Source organism: Ruegeria sp. L11 (assembly GCF_056531755.1).
Map to the genome: position 1 here is coordinate 448,236 of NZ_JBQFMI010000001.1, position 20,257 is coordinate 468,492.

The 20,257-nt window shown below is 57.8% G+C and carries 18 protein-coding genes; 13 read left to right on the forward strand and 5 right to left on the reverse strand.

Features of this window, described 5'->3' with window-relative positions; genetic code table 11:
• Positions 1-181 precede the first annotated feature (181 nt).
• From dusB to ACR0CE_RS02265, 7 genes are all read left to right on the forward strand, one after another.
• Complete coding sequence (gene dusB / locus ACR0CE_RS02235) at positions 182-1,165, forward strand: tRNA dihydrouridine synthase DusB (protein WP_480830732.1); 984 nt, start codon at positions 182-184, stop codon at positions 1,163-1,165.
• Positions 1,162-2,250 (forward strand): two-component system sensor histidine kinase NtrB, encoded by a 1,089-nt coding sequence (locus tag ACR0CE_RS02240; protein ID WP_480473074.1) that lies wholly within the window; start codon positions 1,162-1,164, stop codon positions 2,248-2,250. Before dusB ends, ACR0CE_RS02240 begins: the two co-directional genes overlap by 4 nt.
• Positions 2,250-3,617 (forward strand): response regulator, encoded by a 1,368-nt coding sequence (locus ACR0CE_RS02245; RefSeq protein ID WP_209503762.1) that lies wholly within the window; start codon positions 2,250-2,252, stop codon positions 3,615-3,617. The genes ACR0CE_RS02240 and ACR0CE_RS02245 overlap by 1 nt, the downstream gene beginning before the upstream one ends.
• A gap of 123 nt (positions 3,618-3,740) precedes the next feature.
• Positions 3,741-6,005 (forward strand): sensor histidine kinase NtrY-like, encoded by a 2,265-nt coding sequence (locus ACR0CE_RS02250; RefSeq protein ID WP_480505801.1) that lies wholly within the window; start codon positions 3,741-3,743, stop codon positions 6,003-6,005.
• Positions 6,002-7,411 carry a nitrogen assimilation response regulator NtrX gene (gene ntrX / locus ACR0CE_RS02255; RefSeq protein WP_480480685.1) on the forward strand — a complete coding sequence of 470 codons (1,410 nt, stop codon included), beginning with the start codon at positions 6,002-6,004 and terminating at the stop codon, positions 7,409-7,411. Before ACR0CE_RS02250 ends, ntrX begins: the two co-directional genes overlap by 4 nt.
• A 42-nt stretch (positions 7,412-7,453) precedes the next feature.
• The gene (locus tag ACR0CE_RS02260) at positions 7,454-8,047 is read left to right on the forward strand and encodes a helix-turn-helix transcriptional regulator (RefSeq protein WP_480485476.1); all 594 of its coding nucleotides are present in this window, start codon (positions 7,454-7,456) and stop codon (positions 8,045-8,047) included.
• Between the two features lie 43 nt (positions 8,048-8,090).
• Positions 8,091-9,272, forward strand: coding sequence for an MFS transporter (locus ACR0CE_RS02265; protein ID WP_480830734.1), 1,182 nt, complete (start codon positions 8,091-8,093; stop codon positions 9,270-9,272).
• A 26-nt stretch (positions 9,273-9,298) separates the two neighbouring features.
• On the opposite strand, the gene ACR0CE_RS02270 is transcribed toward ACR0CE_RS02265, so the two are convergent.
• Complete coding sequence (locus tag ACR0CE_RS02270) at positions 9,299-9,778, reverse strand: hypothetical protein (protein ID WP_480830735.1); 480 nt, start codon at positions 9,776-9,778, stop codon at positions 9,299-9,301.
• 96 nt (positions 9,779-9,874) lie between these two features.
• Here ACR0CE_RS02270 and trkA point away from each other — a divergent pair, with 96 nt between their 5' ends.
• The 5 genes from trkA (at position 9,875) to ACR0CE_RS02295 (ending at position 14,761) form a co-directional block, all read left to right on the forward strand.
• Positions 9,875-11,251, forward strand: a complete 1,377-nt coding sequence (gene trkA / locus ACR0CE_RS02275) for a Trk system potassium transporter TrkA (protein ID WP_480504979.1) — start codon at positions 9,875-9,877, stop codon at positions 11,249-11,251.
• Complete coding sequence (locus ACR0CE_RS02280) at positions 11,251-12,789, forward strand: TrkH family potassium uptake protein (RefSeq protein WP_267366208.1); 1,539 nt, start codon at positions 11,251-11,253, stop codon at positions 12,787-12,789. The genes trkA and ACR0CE_RS02280 overlap by 1 nt, the downstream gene beginning before the upstream one ends.
• 132 nt (positions 12,790-12,921) lie before the next feature.
• Positions 12,922-13,161 (forward strand): RNA chaperone Hfq, encoded by a 240-nt coding sequence (gene hfq / locus ACR0CE_RS02285; protein WP_005982826.1) that lies wholly within the window; start codon positions 12,922-12,924, stop codon positions 13,159-13,161.
• A complete protein-coding gene (gene hflX, locus ACR0CE_RS02290; protein ID WP_480504981.1) occupies positions 13,161-14,432 on the forward strand; it encodes a GTPase HflX in 1,272 nt (423 codons plus the stop codon). Before hfq ends, hflX begins: the two co-directional genes overlap by 1 nt.
• A gap of 20 nt (positions 14,433-14,452) precedes the next feature.
• Positions 14,453-14,761, forward strand: coding sequence for a putative quinol monooxygenase (locus ACR0CE_RS02295; RefSeq protein ID WP_480480697.1), 309 nt, complete (start codon positions 14,453-14,455; stop codon positions 14,759-14,761).
• Position 14,762: 1 nt separating this feature from the next.
• On the opposite strand, the gene ACR0CE_RS02300 is transcribed toward ACR0CE_RS02295, so the two are convergent.
• The 4 genes from ACR0CE_RS02300 to hemB form a co-directional block, all read right to left on the reverse strand.
• Entirely contained in the window at positions 14,763-15,158 is a 396-nt protein-coding gene (locus ACR0CE_RS02300) for a nuclear transport factor 2 family protein (protein ID WP_480480699.1), read from the reverse strand.
• Positions 15,159-15,266: 108 nt separating this feature from the next.
• A complete protein-coding gene (locus tag ACR0CE_RS02305) occupies positions 15,267-17,729 on the reverse strand; it encodes a penicillin acylase family protein (protein ID WP_480830738.1) in 2,463 nt (820 codons plus the stop codon).
• Positions 17,730-17,894: 165 nt separating this feature from the next.
• Positions 17,895-18,467, reverse strand: a complete 573-nt coding sequence (locus ACR0CE_RS02310; RefSeq protein WP_209503773.1) for a lipid-binding SYLF domain-containing protein — start codon at positions 18,465-18,467, stop codon at positions 17,895-17,897.
• 143 nt (positions 18,468-18,610) lie between these two features.
• Positions 18,611-19,609: a porphobilinogen synthase gene (hemB, locus tag ACR0CE_RS02315; RefSeq protein WP_480830739.1), complete on the reverse strand. Its 999-nt coding sequence runs from the start codon at positions 19,607-19,609 to the stop codon at positions 18,611-18,613.
• Positions 19,610-19,728: 119 nt separating this feature from the next.
• Between hemB and ACR0CE_RS02320 the strand changes: the two genes are divergently transcribed.
• The gene (locus ACR0CE_RS02320; protein ID WP_480481661.1) at positions 19,729-20,253 is read left to right on the forward strand and encodes a component of SufBCD complex; all 525 of its coding nucleotides are present in this window, start codon (positions 19,729-19,731) and stop codon (positions 20,251-20,253) included.
• The last annotated feature ends 4 nt before the right edge of the window (positions 20,254-20,257 follow it).

Below are 20,257 nucleotides of genomic sequence, written 5' to 3' on the forward strand. Positions count from 1 at the left end.
GCCGCGCGCCCTCCATTTTGTTGCGTTTGTTTAGGCGGCGGTGATTGCAGTGGCAATCACCTATGGTCGGGTGATTAAAAAATAGGCAGATGATGGTTTTGCGGGCTTGTTGCGCGTCGTTTTGTTGTTCATATGCGTGGAATTCGATATCAGAACTGCAACTGCCCAAGGATTAAGCACGTTGACTTTCCGCTTCGCTGACAAACTCGTAACATCGCCGGTTTTGCTGGCCCCGATGGCCGGAATCACAGATCGCCCGTTTCGGGATCTGGTTATGCGCTTTGGCGCCGGCATGGTCGTCAGCGAAATGGTCGCCAGTCAGGAGATGGTGCAGGCCAAACCCGGAGTGCGGGAACGCGCCGAACTGTCCGCCGATGTGGAAAACACAGCTGTGCAACTGGCAGGGCGCGAGGCGCATTGGATGGCCGAGGCCGCCCGTCAGGTTGCTGATCGGGGCGCGCGGGTGATCGACATCAACATGGGGTGTCCCGCCAAGAAGGTGACAAATGGGTATTCCGGTTCGGCCCTGCTGAAAACACCGGACCACGCACTGACGCTGATTGAGGCCGTTGTCAGTGCAGTTGACGTTCCGGTGACATTAAAAACCCGTTTGGGGTGGGATGACACCCTGCTGAATGCGCCCGAGGTTGCGCGCCGTGCGCAAGAGGCGGGCGTTCAGATGGTTACGATCCACGGACGCACGCGATGCCAGTTCTACAAGGGGCGCGCTGACTGGAGCGCGATCCGGGCCGTGAAACAGGCTGTGTCGATTCCGGTTATTGCGAACGGAGATATTGTAGACACAGCAGCCGCACGAACCGCTTTGGAACAATCTGGTGCAGATGGGGTCATGGTCGGGCGTGGCGCACAGGGTAAACCCTGGCTACTGGCGCAGATCAGTCACGACCTTTACGGGGCGGATGCGCCGGATATTCCGGTCGGGAATGACCTGATCGACATGGTGCGCACGCATTATCAGGCGATGCTGGGGTTCTACGGTGCCGATCTGGGCCTGCGTGTCGCCCGCAAGCATCTGGGATGGTACATGGATCAGGCCGCAACCCCTGCGCCGCTGCGCCGGGCAGTTTTGACGTCGCGAAGCACGGATGAAGTCCTGCGTCTGCTTGGGGACGCACTTGCCGATACGGGCGAGGTGGCGGCATGAATTCCAACGCCAACATCTGGAACTCATTGCCGGTTCCGGCCTTCATAATCGATGAAGAAGATCGCATCGCAGATGTGAATTCGGCGGGCGAGGGGTTTTTGAATGCCTCACGCCGGTCGGTAATCGGGCATCCGGTATGGGACCAGATCGCCGTTGACGCACCGCTGGAGGAAGCATTCCTGCGCGCCCGTTCTCAAGGCACGCCACTGTTCGTAAACGATGTGGATGCTGGTTCGGGGAACCGTGCGCCGTTGCAATGTGCGTTGCAGATCGCGCCTCTGGTTGGGCATCCGGGGTCGATGATCATGATTATATCACCTCGTGAACTGGCGGGCCGGATGACCTTGGGCAACACGGTCAAGTCAGCGGCGCAGTCGGCGATTGGCATGGCCGAGATGCTGGCGCACGAAATTAAGAACCCACTGGCCGGGATTACCGGTGCAGCGCAACTGCTGAGCATGAATATTTCGCCACAGGATCTTGAACTTACAGACCTTATTGTGGCCGAAAGCCGAAGGATCGTGAAGCTTCTGGAACAGGTCGAGCAATTCGGCAACTTGCAGAAACCGGACCTCAGGCCGGTCAATATCCACGATGTACTGGACCGTGCAAGGCGGTCCGCGCTGCTGGGATTTGGCGCGGATATGACAATCATCGAGGATTACGATCCATCATTGCCGCTGGCCTATGGCGATCCGGACCAGTTTCTTCAGGTGGTTCTGAACCTGCTGAAAAACGCATCCGAGGCCGCAGGGCCTCAGGGCGGAACAATCCGTCTGCGCACGTATTTCGAACATTCCTTCCGGCTGCGCAGAAGTGATGGGTCGGGTCACTCGCTGCCGTTGCAGATCGAGATCATCGATGACGGTCCAGGGCTGCCCGAGGATATCCGCGGTGACATTTTTGACCCGTTTGTGTCGGGCAAGGAAAACGGCACCGGTCTCGGGCTGGCGCTGGTCAGCAAGATCGTTTCCGACCATGACGGCTGGATTTCCGCCGATTCCGTGCCTGGCCGCACCGTTTTCAAACTGTCGCTGCGCCGCGCGCCGCGAGATGCAACAGAACACAAGAAGGAGAGCACCTGATGGATGGCACCGTACTGGTTGCGGATGACGACCGCACAATCCGCACCGTTCTGACTCAGGCGCTGACGCGGGCCGGATGCAAGGTGCACGCAACGTCTTCGCTAACCACCCTGATGCGTTGGGTCGGCGAAGGTAAAGGCGACGTGGTGATCTCGGACGTTGTCATGCCTGATGGCAATGGTCTGGAGATGCTGCCGAAGATCGCAAAGGATCGCCCTGGATTGCCGGTTATCGTGATTTCCGCACAAAACACGATCATGACCGCGATTCAGGCGGCTGAGGCAGACGCATATGACTATCTGCCCAAACCGTTTGACCTGCCGGATTTGATGAAACGCACGGCGCGGGCGCTGGATCAGAAGCAGCGCGCACAGCCGGAACCCATACAGGCAGGTGGTGAGCGTCCGGATGAGCTGCCGCTGGTCGGTCGCACGCCAGTCATGCAGGCTTTGTATCGGTTGGTCGCCCGCGTGATGAACACCGACCTGCCAGTTATGATCTCGGGTGAAAGCGGAACGGGTAAGTCGCTGATTGCCCGGGCAATTCACGACTTTTCGGACCGGCGTACATTACCCTTTGTCACAGTCACCGCAGCCGACCTAAGCGATCTGGAGGGCCCGGCCCGCGTGATGGCGCGGGTGCGTGGCGGTACGCTGCTGATAGATGAAATCGCGGATATCGGCGATGAAATTCAAGCCCGCGTGGTGCGTATGATGGATACGCCCGGCGATCATGTTCCGCGTTTCATGGCAACCAGCCAGACAAACTTGACCGATGGAATGGAAAACGGCCGTATCCGGCAGGACCTGTACTATCGTTTGTGCGGGGCAACGATCCACGTGCCCTCGTTGCGTGAAAGGGTCGACGATATTCAACTGCTGGCCGAACATTTCCTGGCCCGGGAAGAGAAGGAAAGCGGAAACAAGCGGTGGCTCAGCCCGGAAGCGGTTGAGTTGGTGCGGCGCTATTCATGGCCAGGGAACGTCCGGCAACTGGAAAACGCCGTTCGCCGTTTGGGGCTGACCAGCCGGGCAGATGAGATTTCGAAGGCCGAGGTGGAAATGGTGTTGGGCAGCCAGCCCGAGGCTGCGCCTGTTCTGAGCGGCGGCGAACGCGAGAAGCTTTCAACCTCGGTCGAGCGTCACCTGCGACGGTATTTCGATCTGCACGGCAATATTTTGCCGCCGCCGGGCCTTTATCAGCGGATTTTGCGTGAGGTTGAGGCCCCGCTGATCGAAATCGCACTGGATGCAACTGGTGGGAACCAGGCAAAATGTGCTGATTTACTGGGGATTAACCGAAATACGCTGCGAAAAAAGATTACAGATCTCGATATACAGGTGACACGGCGCCGCAAACTGATGTAATATCGCCACACAAACCGTGGCATCCCGGCATCTGTCGGGAAAAGATCACGATATATGGCGGTAAGCCGCACAAGCGGCACATCAGGATGAGGGCAGACGGTGGCAACCCGAGCACAGAGCGGGATGATCCCATCGATTGGTCGATGGCGTAAATCACGGAAACTTCGCAATTTCGGCACCTTTGGGCTGGTCCTCATGGGGCCAGTTCTGGCGCTTGCCACATACCTCGTCATTGGTCCTTTTGACCTAGGTGCGACCGCGCCGACATTGCGGCTGATTCTGCTGGCTGATCTTGTCTATGTTCTGGTTGTGGCAGCTTTGGTGCTCAGTCAGTTGGGCAGCCTGATTGCTGCAAGGCGGGCCAAGTCGGCAGGCTCGCGTCTGCATTTGCGCCTGATCGGGGCGTTTACGCTGCTTGCGCTGGTTCCGACGGTTACGGTCGCCATTTTTGCTGGCCTGACCGTGAATATCGGTCTGGAAGGCTGGTTTTCGGATCGCGTGCGCCAGGTTGTCGGGTCTTCCCTTACGGCGGCAGAGGCTTATGAGCAGGAACATCGCAGCGGTCTGACGCAGGACGCAACCGTCCTAGCGCGGTTCCTGAACAATGCACGCTCAGTGGAATTTTACATTTCTGATGCCGAACTGCGTGAGGTTCTGGCGCAGGGGCAGGCCCGGATTCAGCGCGGATTGCGCGAGGCCTATGTCATCGACGGCACGGGCGAAATCCGGTCGCGCGGGGATCGATCCTATCTGTTCAACTACGAGGCGCCTACAGCGGAACAGATGACCGAAGCGGCAGATAAGGGGCTGCTGATCATTGCCGACTGGCCGAATAATGAATTCCGTGCGCTGGTGCCGCTTACCGCTTATCTGGACCGTTACCTGTATGTCAGCCGCGAGGTGGATGGGCAGTTGTTGACACTGCTGGATGACACCAAGGAAACGGCACAGTTTTATCAACAATTGGAGAGTGAACGGGGCAGGGTGCTATTCGAGTTCGGCTTGCTGTATCTCGGCTTTGCGCTGATCCTGATCCTGGCTGCGATGTCGTTGGGGATGTGGTTTGCCGAACGCCTGTCGCGCCCGGTAGGACGTTTGACCACGGCGGCGCAGCGGGTCGGCGCCGGAGACTTGAGTGTCCAGGTCATTGAAGAGGCCAGCGACGACGAAATTGCGATGTTGGGCCGATATTTCAACCAGATGACCCGACAACTAAAAGGGCAGCGGGACACGCTGCTGGAAAATACCCAGCAAATCGAAAGCAGGCGTCGCCTGTTTGATTCCGTGCTCAGTTCGGTCACGTCCGGTGTTGTCGGCGTGGACCCCGATGGATGCGTTACGTTTGTCAATCGCTCGGCTGAACGCTTGCTGGACTGGTCGCGTGGTGAAGAACACCTGGCTATCGGCATTGCGGTTCCCGAGTTTTTGCCTTTGTTTGAAAGCCTCAAGGACAGCGGGCAGGAGGCTGTTCAGGGTGAGGTTAAGGTCACACGTAAGGGGCAGCTTGAAAACCTGCTGGTTCGCATGGCTATCCGTCGTGGAGAGGATGGCGGGCTGGAAGGTTATGTGGTTGCCTTTGACGATGTAACCGATCTGGTCAGCGCGCAGCGAATGGCGGCGTGGGGTGACGTGGCCCGCCGCATTGCACATGAAATCAAGAACCCATTGACGCCGATCCAGCTCAGCGCAGAGCGCATCAAGCGCAAGTTCGCCCGCAAACTGGATGAGGAAGACAGCGGCAGCCTTGAATCGATGACCGGCGTCATCGTGCGGCAAACCAATGACCTGCGGCGTATCGTGGATGAGTTTTCCAAGTTCGCGCGGATGCCCGAGCCCGTTCGACGGGAGGAAGACCTTGTCGAACTGGTGCGCGAAGCCGTACTTTTGCAACAGGCGGGACAGCCGGACGTACAGATTGATGCCGACCTGCCGCAGCAGCCGATCATGGCGGATGTAGATGCGACCATGCTTAATCAAGCGTTGACGAACCTGATTAAGAATGCCGGAGAAGCCATTGCAACTTTGAAAGAAAAAGGGGCCCCGGAAAACCTGGTGCCGCAGATCAAGGTGGCGGTTTCAAGCGATGATGCGGGTACAATCATCACCATTGCAGACAATGGGATAGGTCTGCCGGAAGACCGGGCGCGTTTGTTTGAACCTTATGTAACGACACGCGACGAAGGGACCGGGTTGGGTCTTCCGATCGTCAAGAAAATCATAGAAGAGCATGGCGGCGCGCTGACCCTTGAGGACGCGCCCGTATTTGACGGACAGGACCATTTTGGCGCAATGGCTGTGATCCGTTTGCCTGGGGCAAGTATGTCCCCAACCGTTGCGCCGCAGAAGCAGGCAATTAGAACCAACAAACTGAAAGCAGGCCAAAGATGAGCGACATTCTGATCGTAGATGACGAGCGCGATATTCGCGAGCTGGTGTCCGACATTCTGGAGGACGAAGGCTATTCAACCCGGCTGGCAGCCAACTCGGACGAGTGCATGGCGTCGATCAATTCCGAACCGCCGGGTCTGTTGATTCTGGATATCTGGCTGAAAGACAGCCGCATGGACGGGATTGATATCCTCAAGACGGTAAAGCGCGATAACCCGGATGTGCCGGTGGTGATTATTTCGGGCCACGGCAATATCGAAATCGCTGTAGCGGCTATCAAACAGGGTGCTTACGACTTTATCGAGAAACCGTTTAACATTGACCAGTTGATGGTGGTGATCCGCCGCGCGATGGAGACGTCTCGTCTGCGGCGCGAGAACGCGTCGCTGAAGCGGAAAGAGGTCAACAACTCGGACATGATCGGCAAATCCGCGTCGTTCCGGGCCATGCAGGGGCAGTTGGACAAGGTGACCAAATCAAACGGTCGCGTCATGCTGCGTGGACCTGCGGGTTCGGGCAAGGAAATTGCTGCGCGTTATATCCATGCCCACTCCAACCGTGCGAACGCTCCGTTCGTGACCGTCAACTGTGCCGGGATTGAGCCTGAGCGTGTGGAAGAAGTTCTGTTTGGCCGGGAATCGGCCGAACGCGGTGTGGAATCCGGATTGCTGGAAGAAGCCCATGGCGGCGTGGTCTATTTTGATGAAGTTTCCGACATGCCTTTGGGCACACAGTCCAAAATCCTGCGGGTGCTGGTGGATCAGCAATTCCAGCGCGTGGGTGGCTCGGACAAGGTGCGCGTGGATCTTCGGGTGATCTCATCAACCAACAAGGATCTGGATGATGAAATCGCCGCCGAGCGTTTCCGGGAAGAGCTGTATCACCGTCTGAATGTGGTTCCGATCTCCGTTCCCTCACTCGAGGACCGGCGCGAGGATATACCGGTACTGGCCCAGCACTTCATCGAAATGTGCAACGAAACCCAAGGGTTGCCTATGCGGGAGCTGTCGGACGAGGCGGTCGCTTTGCTGCAGACAATGACCTGGCCGGGTAACGTGCGCCAGTTGAAGAACCTGATCGAACGTGTTTTGATTCTGGGCGACGGCACCGGCCCGATTGAGGCGCGCGAGCTGCCCAATGAAGAAGACAAGGCCGAAGAGTCGGGCCGCGTTGTCTTGTCGGGTGCGCTGGCCACTTTGCCGCTGCGCGAGGCCCGCGAAGCGTTCGAGCGGGAATATCTGCTGACCCAGATCAACCGCTTTGGCGGCAATATCAGCCGCACCGCCAGCTTTGTCGGCATGGAACGCAGTGCGCTGCATCGCAAGTTAAAGTCGCTGGGTGTTGTGACCTCGAACAAATCTGGTGCGCGGGTCGCGCAAATCGACGAACCCGAACCGGCAGAGTGAGTCTGGGGGCATAGTTCACGGGCAGACGGATGTGAGGAACTGATGGCGAGAACGGTGAACTCTGATCTGTCTGGCCGGTTCGTCGAAGGCTACCCGGCTTTTGGCAGGCGGTTAAAGCGACTTCGACGGTCGATCGGATTGAAACAAGCTGCGCTGGCCGAGGTTCTGCAGGTCGATCAGACCACGGTTTCCAGATGGGAGAACGGGGTTCAGCTTCCAACGCCTGATCAACAACACTCGGTGTTTGCTGCGCTGGCTCCTTTCAGGGCGGATGACAACGCGCTAAGACGGCTTGTCGTGAACTCGGCAGACTGCATCCATCTGGTTGAGGAGGCCAGCCACCTGTGCCTGGCCTATTCCCGCAGGCGGGCGCGGGACTGGAAAACCACCCAACGGGCACTGCTTGGCGTGTCCCTCTGGCAATTTGCGACGGACGAAATCCGTCAGGCTGAGGCCGAGCTACAGGACGAGGGATGGTGGGATTTGCAAGCGCCCAACCCCAAGTCGTTTGTAACCTCCGAAGCGCGGCACGACCGTATCCGGATCAGTGCCGGACAGATCACCTGGGAACGGTTGTACCTGTCGGATGGAACGCCGGTCCGGCTGGTCAGTGGGGCACGGTCGGGACGCGCATAATTTATGCGTATTCCTGTGCGGTCGGGTGCAGTAGAACCGGCTTATGCCCCATCCATTACGCATCTTGTTACAGGTTTTGTTGCTTTGGCTTGCCGGGCTAGGTGCGGCGACCCAATTCGCCAAGATTGCGGTTCCTTTTGCTCAGGTCGCAGCCCTCTATCCTGCGCACGCGGACAAGATTGGCTGGCTTTTGTCAGTCATCAGCCTGATTGGCGCGATTCTTGGTGCATTGTCCGGCGCGATAGCCGGGCGGGTTGGGCCTGTCCGGTTGCTGATGTTTGGCTTGACCCTTGGCGGGGCGGTGTCCCTGTTTCAGGCCAGTATCCCCGGTTTGGGCCTGATGCTGGTCAGCCGCGTTGTCGAAGGGGTCTCTCATCTGGCTATCGTTGTCGCAGCACCAACACTGATTGCGCAAATCACGATTGGAAAATGGCGCAACGCGGCAATGGTTTTGTGGAGCAGTTTCTTTGGTGTCGCCTTTGCCCTGAACGCATGGCTTGGGCTTCCCTTGATCGCTCAGGTCGGGCTGCCGGTTTATTTTGCTACCCATGGCGCGCTGATGTTTCTGATCGCCGTCCTGATCGTATCTTTCCGTCCCAACAGTGCATCGGATTTGGTAAACAATCCCTTTTGGAGCGTGCGAATACTGATTGACATACACGTACAGACCTATCGCTCTGCGTTTGTGTCCGCTCCGGCGCTCGGGTGGTTCTTTTACACGCTGACCTTTGTCTCGTTGCTGGCCATTCTTCCGGGAAGATTGCCGGACGATGTCAGTTCGATGATTGCTGGTCTGATGCCGTTGGCCGGGATCGTGATTTCCTGGCTTACCGTCCCGGTTTTGCTGAGCGTTTGTTCTGGTGTTTTTGTTATTAACCTCGGTTTCGGGCTGTCTATCCTTACGATAGGCGCCCTGTTTCTTGGTGCCCCGTTGCCCGTTGTCTGCGTTGCGCTTTTTGCGGTGCTGGGGCTTGTTCAGGGCGGCAGCTTTGCGGCGGTGCCGCAGTTGAACTCGACACCCGAAAACCAGGCGCTGAGCTATGGTGCCATGGCGCAGATGGGGAATGCGGGTAACCTTTTGGGCACACCTGTTTTGCTTGCAATACTGTGGCGTACTAGTGAAGCGGGCATGTTGATTGCCGTGGTCGGGTTCTATGCTGTTGCCATGGCGCTTCATCTGTGGCTTGCCGCGCGGCGCAAACGCGCTTCAACCGGACTGGAATGATCAATCGCGCGGTACCGTGGTTCTTCTTATCCGGATTGCCCCGGTGTGATGATCTGAAACGACCCGTCATCGAACTTCACAAAACATGAGGCACTGTTGAGGGGCGGCAACGTCGTTGTTCGCGCCAGTGGCACTCGCGATTTCACATTTTGCTTGCAGGGCGGCAAGCTGACAGGGCGAAATCCCTTTTCGGCCATGCATTGCGCCTCGACCGTGTTTCGCAGGCCCTGGTTCACATCGACGGTATATACCCTGCCGGGTTGCCACCAGCCTGGGGATTGATAGCAACGACCTCTGCCGTCACAATATGTGCGCCCGGGCCAATAAGTCGGCGGGCTTTGGCGGATCTGATTGGCAACCGGCACCTCTTTAACCGCCCTAAGCTGGCACTGGGTGGTCTCTTTTCGCAGACGTGATACGGTTTCACCCTCGCGATAGTAAAGCGAGAGCGGCCCGCACGAGGACAGCACCATCAGGGGCACGAGCATAGGAAACAGCGTTTTCATATGCTTATCTTGCCGCAGCTGATCGGCGATGACAATTCAATTGACCGCTTTGGGGGCATCTGTCATTCAATCCTTTCAGGCAGAAGGGCCAGAAACATGAAGGTCATTATTTGCGGCGCGGGTCAGGTCGGCTGGCAGATTGCGCGGCACCTTTCGGGCGAACTGAACGACGTCACCGTTGTCGACAACAATCCCGATCTGGTTCGGCGGGCGACCGAAACGCTGGACGTCCAGGGGATCGCCGGGTTTGCAAGTTACCCCGATGTGCTTGAAAGGGCAGGCGCGCGCGATGCGGACATGATCATCGCTGCGACCCATTCGGATGAGGTGAACATGGTCACCTGCCAGATGGCGCATTCGGTCTTTTCGATCCAGCGCAAGATCGCGCGACTGCGGTCGAAATCATATCTTGAGGCGATCCACTCGGACCTTTACCGGCGCGATCATCTGCCGATTGATGTGGTGATCAGCCCCGAACGCGAAGTTGCCGCCGCCGCGATGCGCCGCCTGTCGGCCCCGTCCGCCTTTGACACCGAGATTTTCATGGACGGCAAGGCGCAGCTTTTGGGTATTCGCGTGGATGAAGACTGTCCGATCGTGAACACACCTTTGCGGCAATTGACCGATTTGTTCTCGACGCTCAGTTCGATCGTAGTGGGGGTGCGTCGCGATGGCACACTGTTTGCACCAGAATCCGAGGATCAGCTGTTTGTGGGCGACGAATGCTACGTCTTTACCAATGTAAAAGACGTGGATCGCACCATGGAGGTGTTTGGCAAGACCCAAAAGCGTCAGGATCGTGTGGTGATCGTGGGCGGGGGCAATGTCGGGCTTGAAGTGGCGCGAACTCTGGAAGAACAAAAAAGCCGCGTGCGCGCCAAAATCGTCGAGCGGGATCGCCGATGCGCCGAGATCGCCGCCGAGGCGCTGGAACGAACGATTGTGCTGCACGGTGATGGCCTTGATGCCAGTTTGTTGAGCGAAGCCGGTATCGACAGGGCGGATGCAATGCTGGCGGTTACGGATGACGACCGCACGAACATGCTGGCCGCTGTACGCGCCAAGGCCGAGGGTTGTGCCCTGGCGATCGCTTTGATCAATGATCCCAGTATGGTGGCCCTGATGGGACCTTTGGGGATTGATGCGTATATCAATCCACGGGCAACCACCGTCAGTTCGATCTTGCGCCACATCCGTCATGGCCGGGTGCGACAGGTCTACTCGATCGGAGATGCTGAGGCCGAAGTGATCGAGGCTGAGGTTCTTTCAACCTCTCCCATGGCCGGTCAAAAGCTGCGCGATATCGATTTTCCCGAGGGCGTACTGGTGGGGGCCGTACTCAAAGGAGATGAAGTTATGCGACCGACGGGCAGCCTCAGGATCGATGAAAAGGATGTCGTCGCGATCTTTGCCATGGCCAACGACGTGCCTGAGGTCGAACGCCTGATGCAGGTTTCAATCGATTTCTTCTGATGGCGCATGCGGGGATACAACAGATCGGGCTATTGCGGCGGTTGCCGCTGTTTCTTCTGATCTGGGCTATTGCGTCACTGGCCATGTGGATTCCGGCAGTTTACGCGCTGGCGCTGGATGATCACGATACATCGCGGTCGTTTTTGTACTCCGGTATCATAGGGTTGTTTCTGGTCGTCAGTGTCGCACTGGCCTCGTCCAACCGTGTGCCAAGGCGCGGAACTTTGGGACAATTGGCGGTGATGCTTGCATGTTTCACCATTCTGCCTGTCTTTCTTGCGATTCCATTTCACGATGCGCTGGGAACGACCACATTCCTGAACGCCTATTTTGACATGGTCAGTGCCCTGACAACCACGGGGGCGGATCTGTTTCCGGATCCAGACCGCCTGACGGCCCCGCTGCACCTGTGGCGCGCCTTGGTTGGATGGATGGGCGGTTTGCTGATGTGGATTGCCGCCGCGGCAATCCTTGCGCCTTTGTCGCTGGGTGGGTTCGAGGTCACGGCCCGCGGTCAGCCGGGTCGCCCGGTATCGGGTGTTGCGCAAAGCGAACGCGTTGATCCGCGCGGTCGACTGCTCCGTGTGGCAAAGGGACTGACCCCGGTCTATGCCGGGCTGACGGCTGTGATCTGGATCCTTCTTCTGATCGCAGGCGAAACCGGACTGACAGCCGTTTGCCACGCAATGTCGGTCATGGCGACGTCCGGAATTTCTCCGGTGGGCGGCATGGAAGGCGCGCAGGCGGGCTTCACGGGTGAGGCGATCTTGTTTTTGTTCCTGTTCTTTGCCCTTTCGCGCCTGACATTTTCGACCGACACGGCGACATCCGGTTATTCCCGACTGGATACGGACCCGGAGTTTCGCATTGGCCTGATGATTGTTCTGGCCGTTGCGGCCTTATTGTTCTTTCGCGTTATTGCTGGTGTTACGGAAATCGGTGGGCAAATCGAGCCTTTACAGGCATTGCAGGTCATTTGGGGTATGCTGTTCACCGTTCTGGCCTTTCTGACAACCGCCGGGTTTGAAAGCGCAAACTGGGATGATGCGCAGCAATTGTCTGGTCTGGGAACGCCCGGATTGTTGCTGATGGGGCTGGCCCTGATCGGTGGCGGGGTTGCGACCACGGCTGGCGGCGTGAAACTGCTGCGGGTTTTTGCCCTGTACCTGAACGGTGCGCGCGAGATCGACCGGTTGATCTATCCCTCATCCGTCAGCGGGGTTGGAGGCGGCAACCGACGCATTCAAAGGGACGGCGCGTTTATCGCCTGGATCTTTCTGATGCTCTTTGCGCTGACACTGGCGGTGTTCAACCTTTTGCTGGCCGCAATGGGTGCCGGGTTCGAACAGGCCATGGTGCTCAGCGTCGCAACGCTCAGCACGACGGGTCCGCTGATTGAATTGGCCACTGATGTTCCAATCCGGTTGATCGACCTGTCCGCAGGGGCCAAGCTGACGCTGTGCGCGGCGATGGTCATTGGCCGGCTCGAGACGCTTGCGATCATCGCCCTGATCACCCCTTCGCTGTGGCGGGATTGAACCGGTTGGATCCCGTCGTCTTTAGTGCTTAATTTTTCGTCTGGAATATCTTTACGCGGCGCTCCATACTGAACCAGAGGGAGCGCGTTGGTCCGCAACGCGTAGCAAGAACAATGGCGAGATTATCATAATATGGCTTCGGACAGACAGAATCTTCAGGATGCTTTCCTGAACAATGTACGGAAAGCTAAGGTTCCGGTTACAATTTTCCTGATCAATGGCGTGAAATTGCAGGGTGTGATCACCTGGTTCGACAATTTCTGTGTATTGTTGCGCCGCGACGGACAGTCGCAGCTGGTGTACAAGCACGCGATTTCAACCATCATGCCATCACAGCCGATCAACCTGTATGAGGGCGAAGACGCCTCTTGATGGAACATGACCGGACGCGCACCCGGGCCTGGGTGCTGCATCCCGAAATCAAATCAGATGAACAGCGCCGCGTTCCCGAACCCGCGCTGGCCGAGGCGGTTGCGCTGGCCGCCGCTTTGCCCGATCTGGATGTGATCGGGTCTGAAATCGTACGCCTGCAACGCGCCCAACCCGGCTATTTGTTTGGCAGTGGCAAGATCGAAGAACTGGGTGAGCGGCTTCGTGAAAACGAGGTTGAGCTGGTTCTGATCGATGGACCGGTAACACCGGTTCAGCAGCGCAATCTGGAAAAGGCATGGAAGGTCAAGATCCTCGACCGGACCGGGCTGATCCTTGAGATTTTCAGCGACCGCGCACGTACCCGTGAAGGGGTGTTGCAGGTCGAAATGGCTGCGCTCAGCTATCAGCGGACACGGCTGGTGCGGGCCTGGACCCACCTTGAACGTCAGCGTGGCGGTTTGGGATTTGTCGGCGGACCCGGCGAGACCCAGATCGAAGCCGACCGCCGCGCCATTGATGAACAACTGGTGCGTCTGCGTCGCCAATTGCAGAAAGTGGTCAAGACCCGCACGTTGCACCGCGCCGCGCGGGCCAAGGTGCCCTATCCGATCGTTGCGTTGGTTGGATATACCAATGCCGGGAAATCTACTCTGTTCAATCGGCTGACCGGGGCCGAAGTGTTGGCCAAGGACATGCTGTTTGCCACGCTGGACCCTACCATGCGCCGCGTGCAACTGCCCGATGGCCCGGAAGTGATCCTATCGGATACGGTGGGTTTTATCTCGAACCTGCCGACCGAGCTTGTGGCGTCTTTTCGGGCCACGCTTGAAGAGGTGTTGGGTGCTGATCTGATTGTTCACGTGCGCGATATCAGCCATGAAGAAACCGAAGCACAGGCGCAGGATGTCGAAGCAATCCTGACCTCGCTTGGTGTCGACGAAGAACGCCCCCGGCTTGAGGTTTGGAACAAGACTGACTTGCTGAGCACGGAAGAAAAAGACGCCGCATTGGCGAGGGCGGATCGCGATCCGGCCATATTTGCCATTTCGGCAGTTACCGGCGAAGGCGTGACCCCATTACTGTCCGAGATTGCAGCAATTCTGCAAGGGGCCCGGCACGAGGTTGTTCTGAACCTGACCTTTGCGGAAGGGAACAAGCGGGCGTGGTTGTTCCGGCAGGATGTTGTACAATCTGAAGAGCAGACCGAAGAGGGGTTCCGTATCACTGTTCTTTGGACAGATAAGCAGGCCGCCCAATTCGACACACTATAGATACAGTGAAATTGCGGAAGATGGCTGATACAATGGATCAAAGAGTATTCCTGACCGGATTTATTGATGTCCCGGCGGACCGCCTTGAAGATGTGCGCGCCGCTCTGCCCACGCATATCGCCCTCACAAAGGCGGAAGAGGGTTGCCTGTCGTTCGACGTTGTCGAGGATCAGATCACACCCGGACGGTTCACTGTTTCAGAGGTTTTTGTGAATCAGCAGGCCTTTGATGCGCATCAGCAGCGGACGAAGGCATCCGAGTGGTTTCTGATTACACAGGGAATACCGCGGAGTTACACAATTGAAACCGCAAGCGACCGTCTGGACTAGATTATCGCCCGTCTATCTGTCGCTGATAGTCATCAGGGTCGAACCAACCCAAGGATGACTGAACTAGATTGTCGGGTGTCAATTCCCATTCTTCCCAACCGCGCGCAACGACATGATTACCAGTCTGTGAGTGGTGCCCTTCCAGCGTCCAGACAAATAGGGCATGAGATCCGGCCCATCGCATCATGTCGCAGCGCACCTCCAGATCAGGAAAATCGGCGTAGAAACCCCGGGCCATATCGGCAATCGCTGCGCGCCCTTCGATCGGGTCACCTCTGTTGATTGTAATCCGTCCGTCCAGCGCGAAAAAACTGGCAACGGCATCGGCGTCACCTGAACTCCAGGCGATTGCGTAATCCCGGGCAAGGTTGTTCAGAGTATCCCGAATGCTGGCCATAGTTTCCCCCTGGTCCGAAACAGTTCGCCCGGTGATGGTAGGCGAAACTGCCGCATGGCGTCCACGGTCCGGACAAAAAGGGGCGGGGAGTCGCCGAAACCCTGATGCTTAACGTGGGATCAGATTGGTCACTCCGACAGCAGCGGCGCGGGCAAGGTCAAGGTCCAGCGACATGGGAATATACTCGCCACGCCGCCACAGCTGCGCCTGATCGTCGTAATAGCGAGACAGGAAATGGCCCGATTGGCCGGTAGCGGTGATAAAGACCGAGCTGTTGGGATCGGCAAAGTCATACACACCGCGATACCCGGCCCCGTGGACGTTCTGAAACGGGTCGAGCCCTTCGCCGGACGTGCGCCCGCGCAGCAAGGTGTTGTCGCCGCCACTGGTCGATTGGCGAATGTTCACAAAATACCGAAGTATAGGCACGTTCCCCAGAACCGGGTGGTCGTGGGTTGCCTGATGGGCATCACCCCAGCGCAGGGATTCCAGTGCGCTGCCGTAGCGTTCGGTGATCCAGATCAGCGCGTCATCCAGCGCAAGTCGTGCCATTTCGGTACAGGTTTCAACCGGCGCGCTTTGTCGTACATCGCACCAGACACCGGCGCCATCAATGTCACGATAGACCCGCTCGATGAACAAAGGCTCGACATGTTTGAATTCGCTGGCCAGCGGCCCCAGCTCGTCCGAGATCAGGCGGATCTGAAGGGCCCGCACCCAGGCTGCGTAGATCAGCGGTTCGGGCAGATGCTCGTTCATCTCGCCGTTCCAGTCCGCCAGCAGCGACAGCGCAATCTGGCGCTGCCGTTCGGGCGTCCCTTCAGGGGCCGAGGCACCGGTGTACCAAAGGTCAGCACCGATCAGCGGCAGCAGAGAGCGCGCGGTGAAACTGACCGTATCCAGTTGCGCCTCAATGAAACTGTCGCGGGTATGCACCTCACGCGATTGCATCAGGCGTTCCCAGCGATGTACGCGCTGAGTGTCACCCCACTCGTAGGACACATGATCCGGGAACGGGCGGTCGATGATCTTGTTGTTGGTGTTGCCCAGAACGCCACCGGCAGGGGCCACGAATTCCGGGTTGTTGGCGTAAGGTAGGCGACCTTGCCAGCGGTTTGCTTCGATCCAGCCGGGTGTCGGAATGCGTCCGCGGCTTTGGTTTTGCAGATCACGCCGGGGCATGGCGCCAATCAGTTTCATCCCTATTGTCGTTTTGTCGACCAGTGACAGGTTTTGCGAGGGCGCAATGAATTGCCGCGCCACGGTTACGGCGTCCTGCACGTTGTCCGCGTTCATCAGGGCCATGGACGCCGTCATCGAAGTGTCTTGCGGGCTGAGCGCAGTCCAGGACAAAGACGCAACATGGCCGGGCGGTGTGATGGTTTCCAGCTTGTAATCCGTACCGGGCAACACTGGCCCGTTTTCAGTCCAGCGCAGCGTCAGTGTAACCGGAGCTTCCCCCTTGATTTCAATGATCGAAGGACGGGTCTGGAATTCCTTATAGCCATCCGGGGTCAGGTATTCTTCGGGGTTTTCCGGGTTCAGCTGCTCAATATGAATGTCCTGATCGTCAAGATAGGATGACGTCACCCCCCAACCCAACCGGTCACTGCGACCGGTCATGATTGCGGGAATACCAGGGATCGAGGCCCCAATGACGCTTCCCTTTTCCAGACCAAGATGCGCCAGATACCACACGCCGGGTGCTGTGAAGCCGAGATGCGGGTCGTTGGCCAGTAATGTTCCACCGCTTGCCGAGCGCGAAGGCGCAGCAGTCCAGGCGTTTGATGCCCCCGCCAGCCCGCGTTTGGGAAGGGGTGACAGCAGCGTTTCAGGAAAACTCGTACCAGCGGCATAGCGTGGAAGGTTGGGAAACAGCGAAGCATATTCAGGCAACGCAGCAATGCCGGGGCCGGGAACATCGGGCAGAATATCTGCCAGCCTGTCAGGATTGCTCAGCATCAAAGACGTACGCGCCCGCAGAACCTCGTCGGTCAGGTGACCGGACAGCTGCAGCGCCATAAGCTTGATCACGGCAATACTGTCACCCGGTTGCCAGGGCGAGACGGGTGCATTGAACAGGAACATCTCAGGCGCGCCGCGCCCCAAGGCCTCGTCGTTGATCTCGGTCAGGCGTGCGTTGACCCCGGCCGCATAAGCACGAAGGGCAGCCTTGGTATAGTCGTCCTGCACTTCGACCGAGCGATGGGCAAGGCCGTACAGATCCAGCCGGCGCAGCAGCTTGTCAACGCGCAGGGTGCGTGGTCCAAAGATTTCGGACAAGCGGCCCTGCGCGGTGCGGCGCATGACCGTCATCTGCCACAATCGATCCTGCGCGTGGGCATATCCAAGACCGAAAAACACATCCGGGTCATTTTGGGCCAGTATGTGCGGCACATTGGCGGTGTCGCGCACGATCTCAACCGGAGCGGTCAACCCGTTGACTTCGAGTTTCTGGTCATAATCCGGCAGGGATTGGCTGGCCAGAAAATAGACAAGGCCCATTGCGGCGAGGATCAGCATGATCAGACCCGACACGATGCGCACCAGCCAGCGGAAAACAAGACCCATTACTGCCCCAAATTCTAGTACATGAAGGTTGCGCGGAGATTAGTGGATGGCGGGTCCAACCGAAAGAGGAACGCGGCAAGAACCTGTGCAGAAAGGATGAAAACAAATACCCCACCGCAGCATTCCGCTGTGATGGGGTTTGTCAGAAGAAGTGGGAAGCCCGAGTTATGGAATAATGCGGGTATATTTCGTGCCTTCCACGGTCGCACCGATCTGAAGCCCAGCCTGTCCGAAGATGGCGGCCAGAACGGGCGAGCGCAGTGTCGTTGTGTCTGTCGACAGGGAATCGCCCTGATCGCTGACCACATAGCCAATATCTGCTCCGGCTGTCCAACCACTGGAGCGCCGGAAATCGTTCAGGGCGTCTTCGGTCATGAAAAACAGAACATGCGCATATTGCTGCGCGCCGATCTGTAGCCCGGCCGTGCCCTTGACCGCCGAATAGAAGTCAACTGTTGCACCGCTGATGCGCAGTGCGCCGCGACCGTAACCGCCACCGAACACGAAACCGGCTTCGGTAATCAGCGGCATGACCAGCATGCCGTTGGCCTTGTTCGCAATTTCAACCGTATTGGGATAGCGGCTGTACATCTCGGTCAGCGTGGCGTCGACCCGGGCATCGATTGTTGCTGCGTTGGAATTGCCGACACCGTTGCCGCAGGCGGCGGTCAAGCTCAGACCTGCCATGCCCAAGGCAAAGCCGCGACGATTCAGTCGGGGGGAGTTGGAACTGCTCATGGTTTTATATCTCTGTAACTGTGCCTGATATGCCGGGTGATCCCGGTCTTGGCGGCAAGGATACGCCGATCAGGGCGATGTGTCACGGGAAAGCTGCCCGATCGGGCAATCTTATCGGCGAAATATCGCGAAACTTGCGGGCTTTATCCCTGCAGGATGCGCGCAACCTGAGGAGAGAAATAGGTCAGAATTCCATCGCAACCGGCGCGTTTGAAGGCGAGAAGGCTTTCCAGCATCACCTTCTCGCCATCGATCCAGCCGTTCTGGGCTGCGGCCTGAATCATCGCGTATTCGCCCGATACCTGATAGGCATATGTCGGCGCACCGAAACTGTCTTTCACGCGGCGGCAGATATCCAGATAAGGCATGCCCGGCTTGATCATCACCATATCCGCGCCTTCAGTCAGATCGCGTTCGATCAGGCGCAAAGCCTCGTTCGAGTTTGCGGGGTCCATCTGGTACGTCTTCTTGTCGCCCGTCAGGGCCCCCGATGCGCCGACCGCGTCGCGGAAGGGTCCGTAGAACGCACTGGCGTATTTTGCGGCATAGCTGAGGATCATCACGTTGCGAAAGCCTGCACCTTCCAGCGCGCGACGCATTTCCCCGATCCGGCCGTCCATCATGTCCGACGGGCCGATGATATCCGCACCGGCGTCGGCCTGTGCCAGCGTCATCTTTACCAGAGCCTCGACGGTCTGGTCGTTGACGATTTCGCCGTCAACGACATATCCGTCGTGACCGTTGATGTTATACGGGTCAAGCGCCACATCCGTCATTACGGCAATGTCCGGAGCCGCTGCCTTGATTGCCCGGATGGCCCGGTTTGACAGGTTGTCGGGGTTCCATGCCTCGGCGCAGTCTTCGGTTTTCAGTGCCGGATCGGTGTAGGGAAAGATGCAAATCGCAGGAATCCCAAGGGCCTGGGCCTCGACCGCTGCTTTGGCAATCAGGTCAACCGATCTGCGAACCACACCAGGCATCGAGGGCACGGGCTCTTCAATGCCTTCGCCATCGCGTACGAAAACCGGCCAGATCAGGTCATCCGTTGTCAGAGTGTTCTCACGCACCAGCGCACGAATTGCCTGTGATTGACGGGCGCGGCGAAAGCGGGTCATGGGAAATGGGGCAATGGTCGGTTTCATGGCGCGTTCTCCTTGAACATTCGTGCATTGGGTGGCATGAATTCACAAAGGTCTCAAGGGTATCAATGGACGCGCGCCTAGATGGAACCCCCCTGAGTAGTGTGAATAAAGGGTTGGGTTTGGACTGGTACTCTTCGATCTTTGAACTCATCGACATGCGCAGCTTTTCGAATCTGTGGTTCTGGATCGTACTGGCGGTACTCTGGTCGTCGGCCAGCCACTGGGTGATGGGCATCCCATATGATCTGGTTGTCCGTGCCCGCCGGATCGGAGGTCAGGTCGAAACCGATCTGCTCGACATCGTTCGCATCCATACAAATCGGATTCTGCTGATTGTCGAGATGTCTGGCACCATCCTTTTGGCGTTTGGGTGTTTTCTGTTTACCGGGATGGCCACGCTTGGGTTCTATTATGACGTCGAATTCGCGCAGGCCCTGTTTTTGCTTTTGTTCCCAATGACCTTGGTGCTTTTGATCAATATCGTGCATGCAAGGCGTCTTCGGCGGCAGGAATTGACGCTTGAAACTGTCTCAAAAACAATTTCCCGCTGCCGACTGTATACCCAGATCATTGGCATGATCTCGATACTGGTCACTTCGTTCTGGGGCATGTATCAGAACCTTTCGATTGGCGTTCTGGGATAGAAGA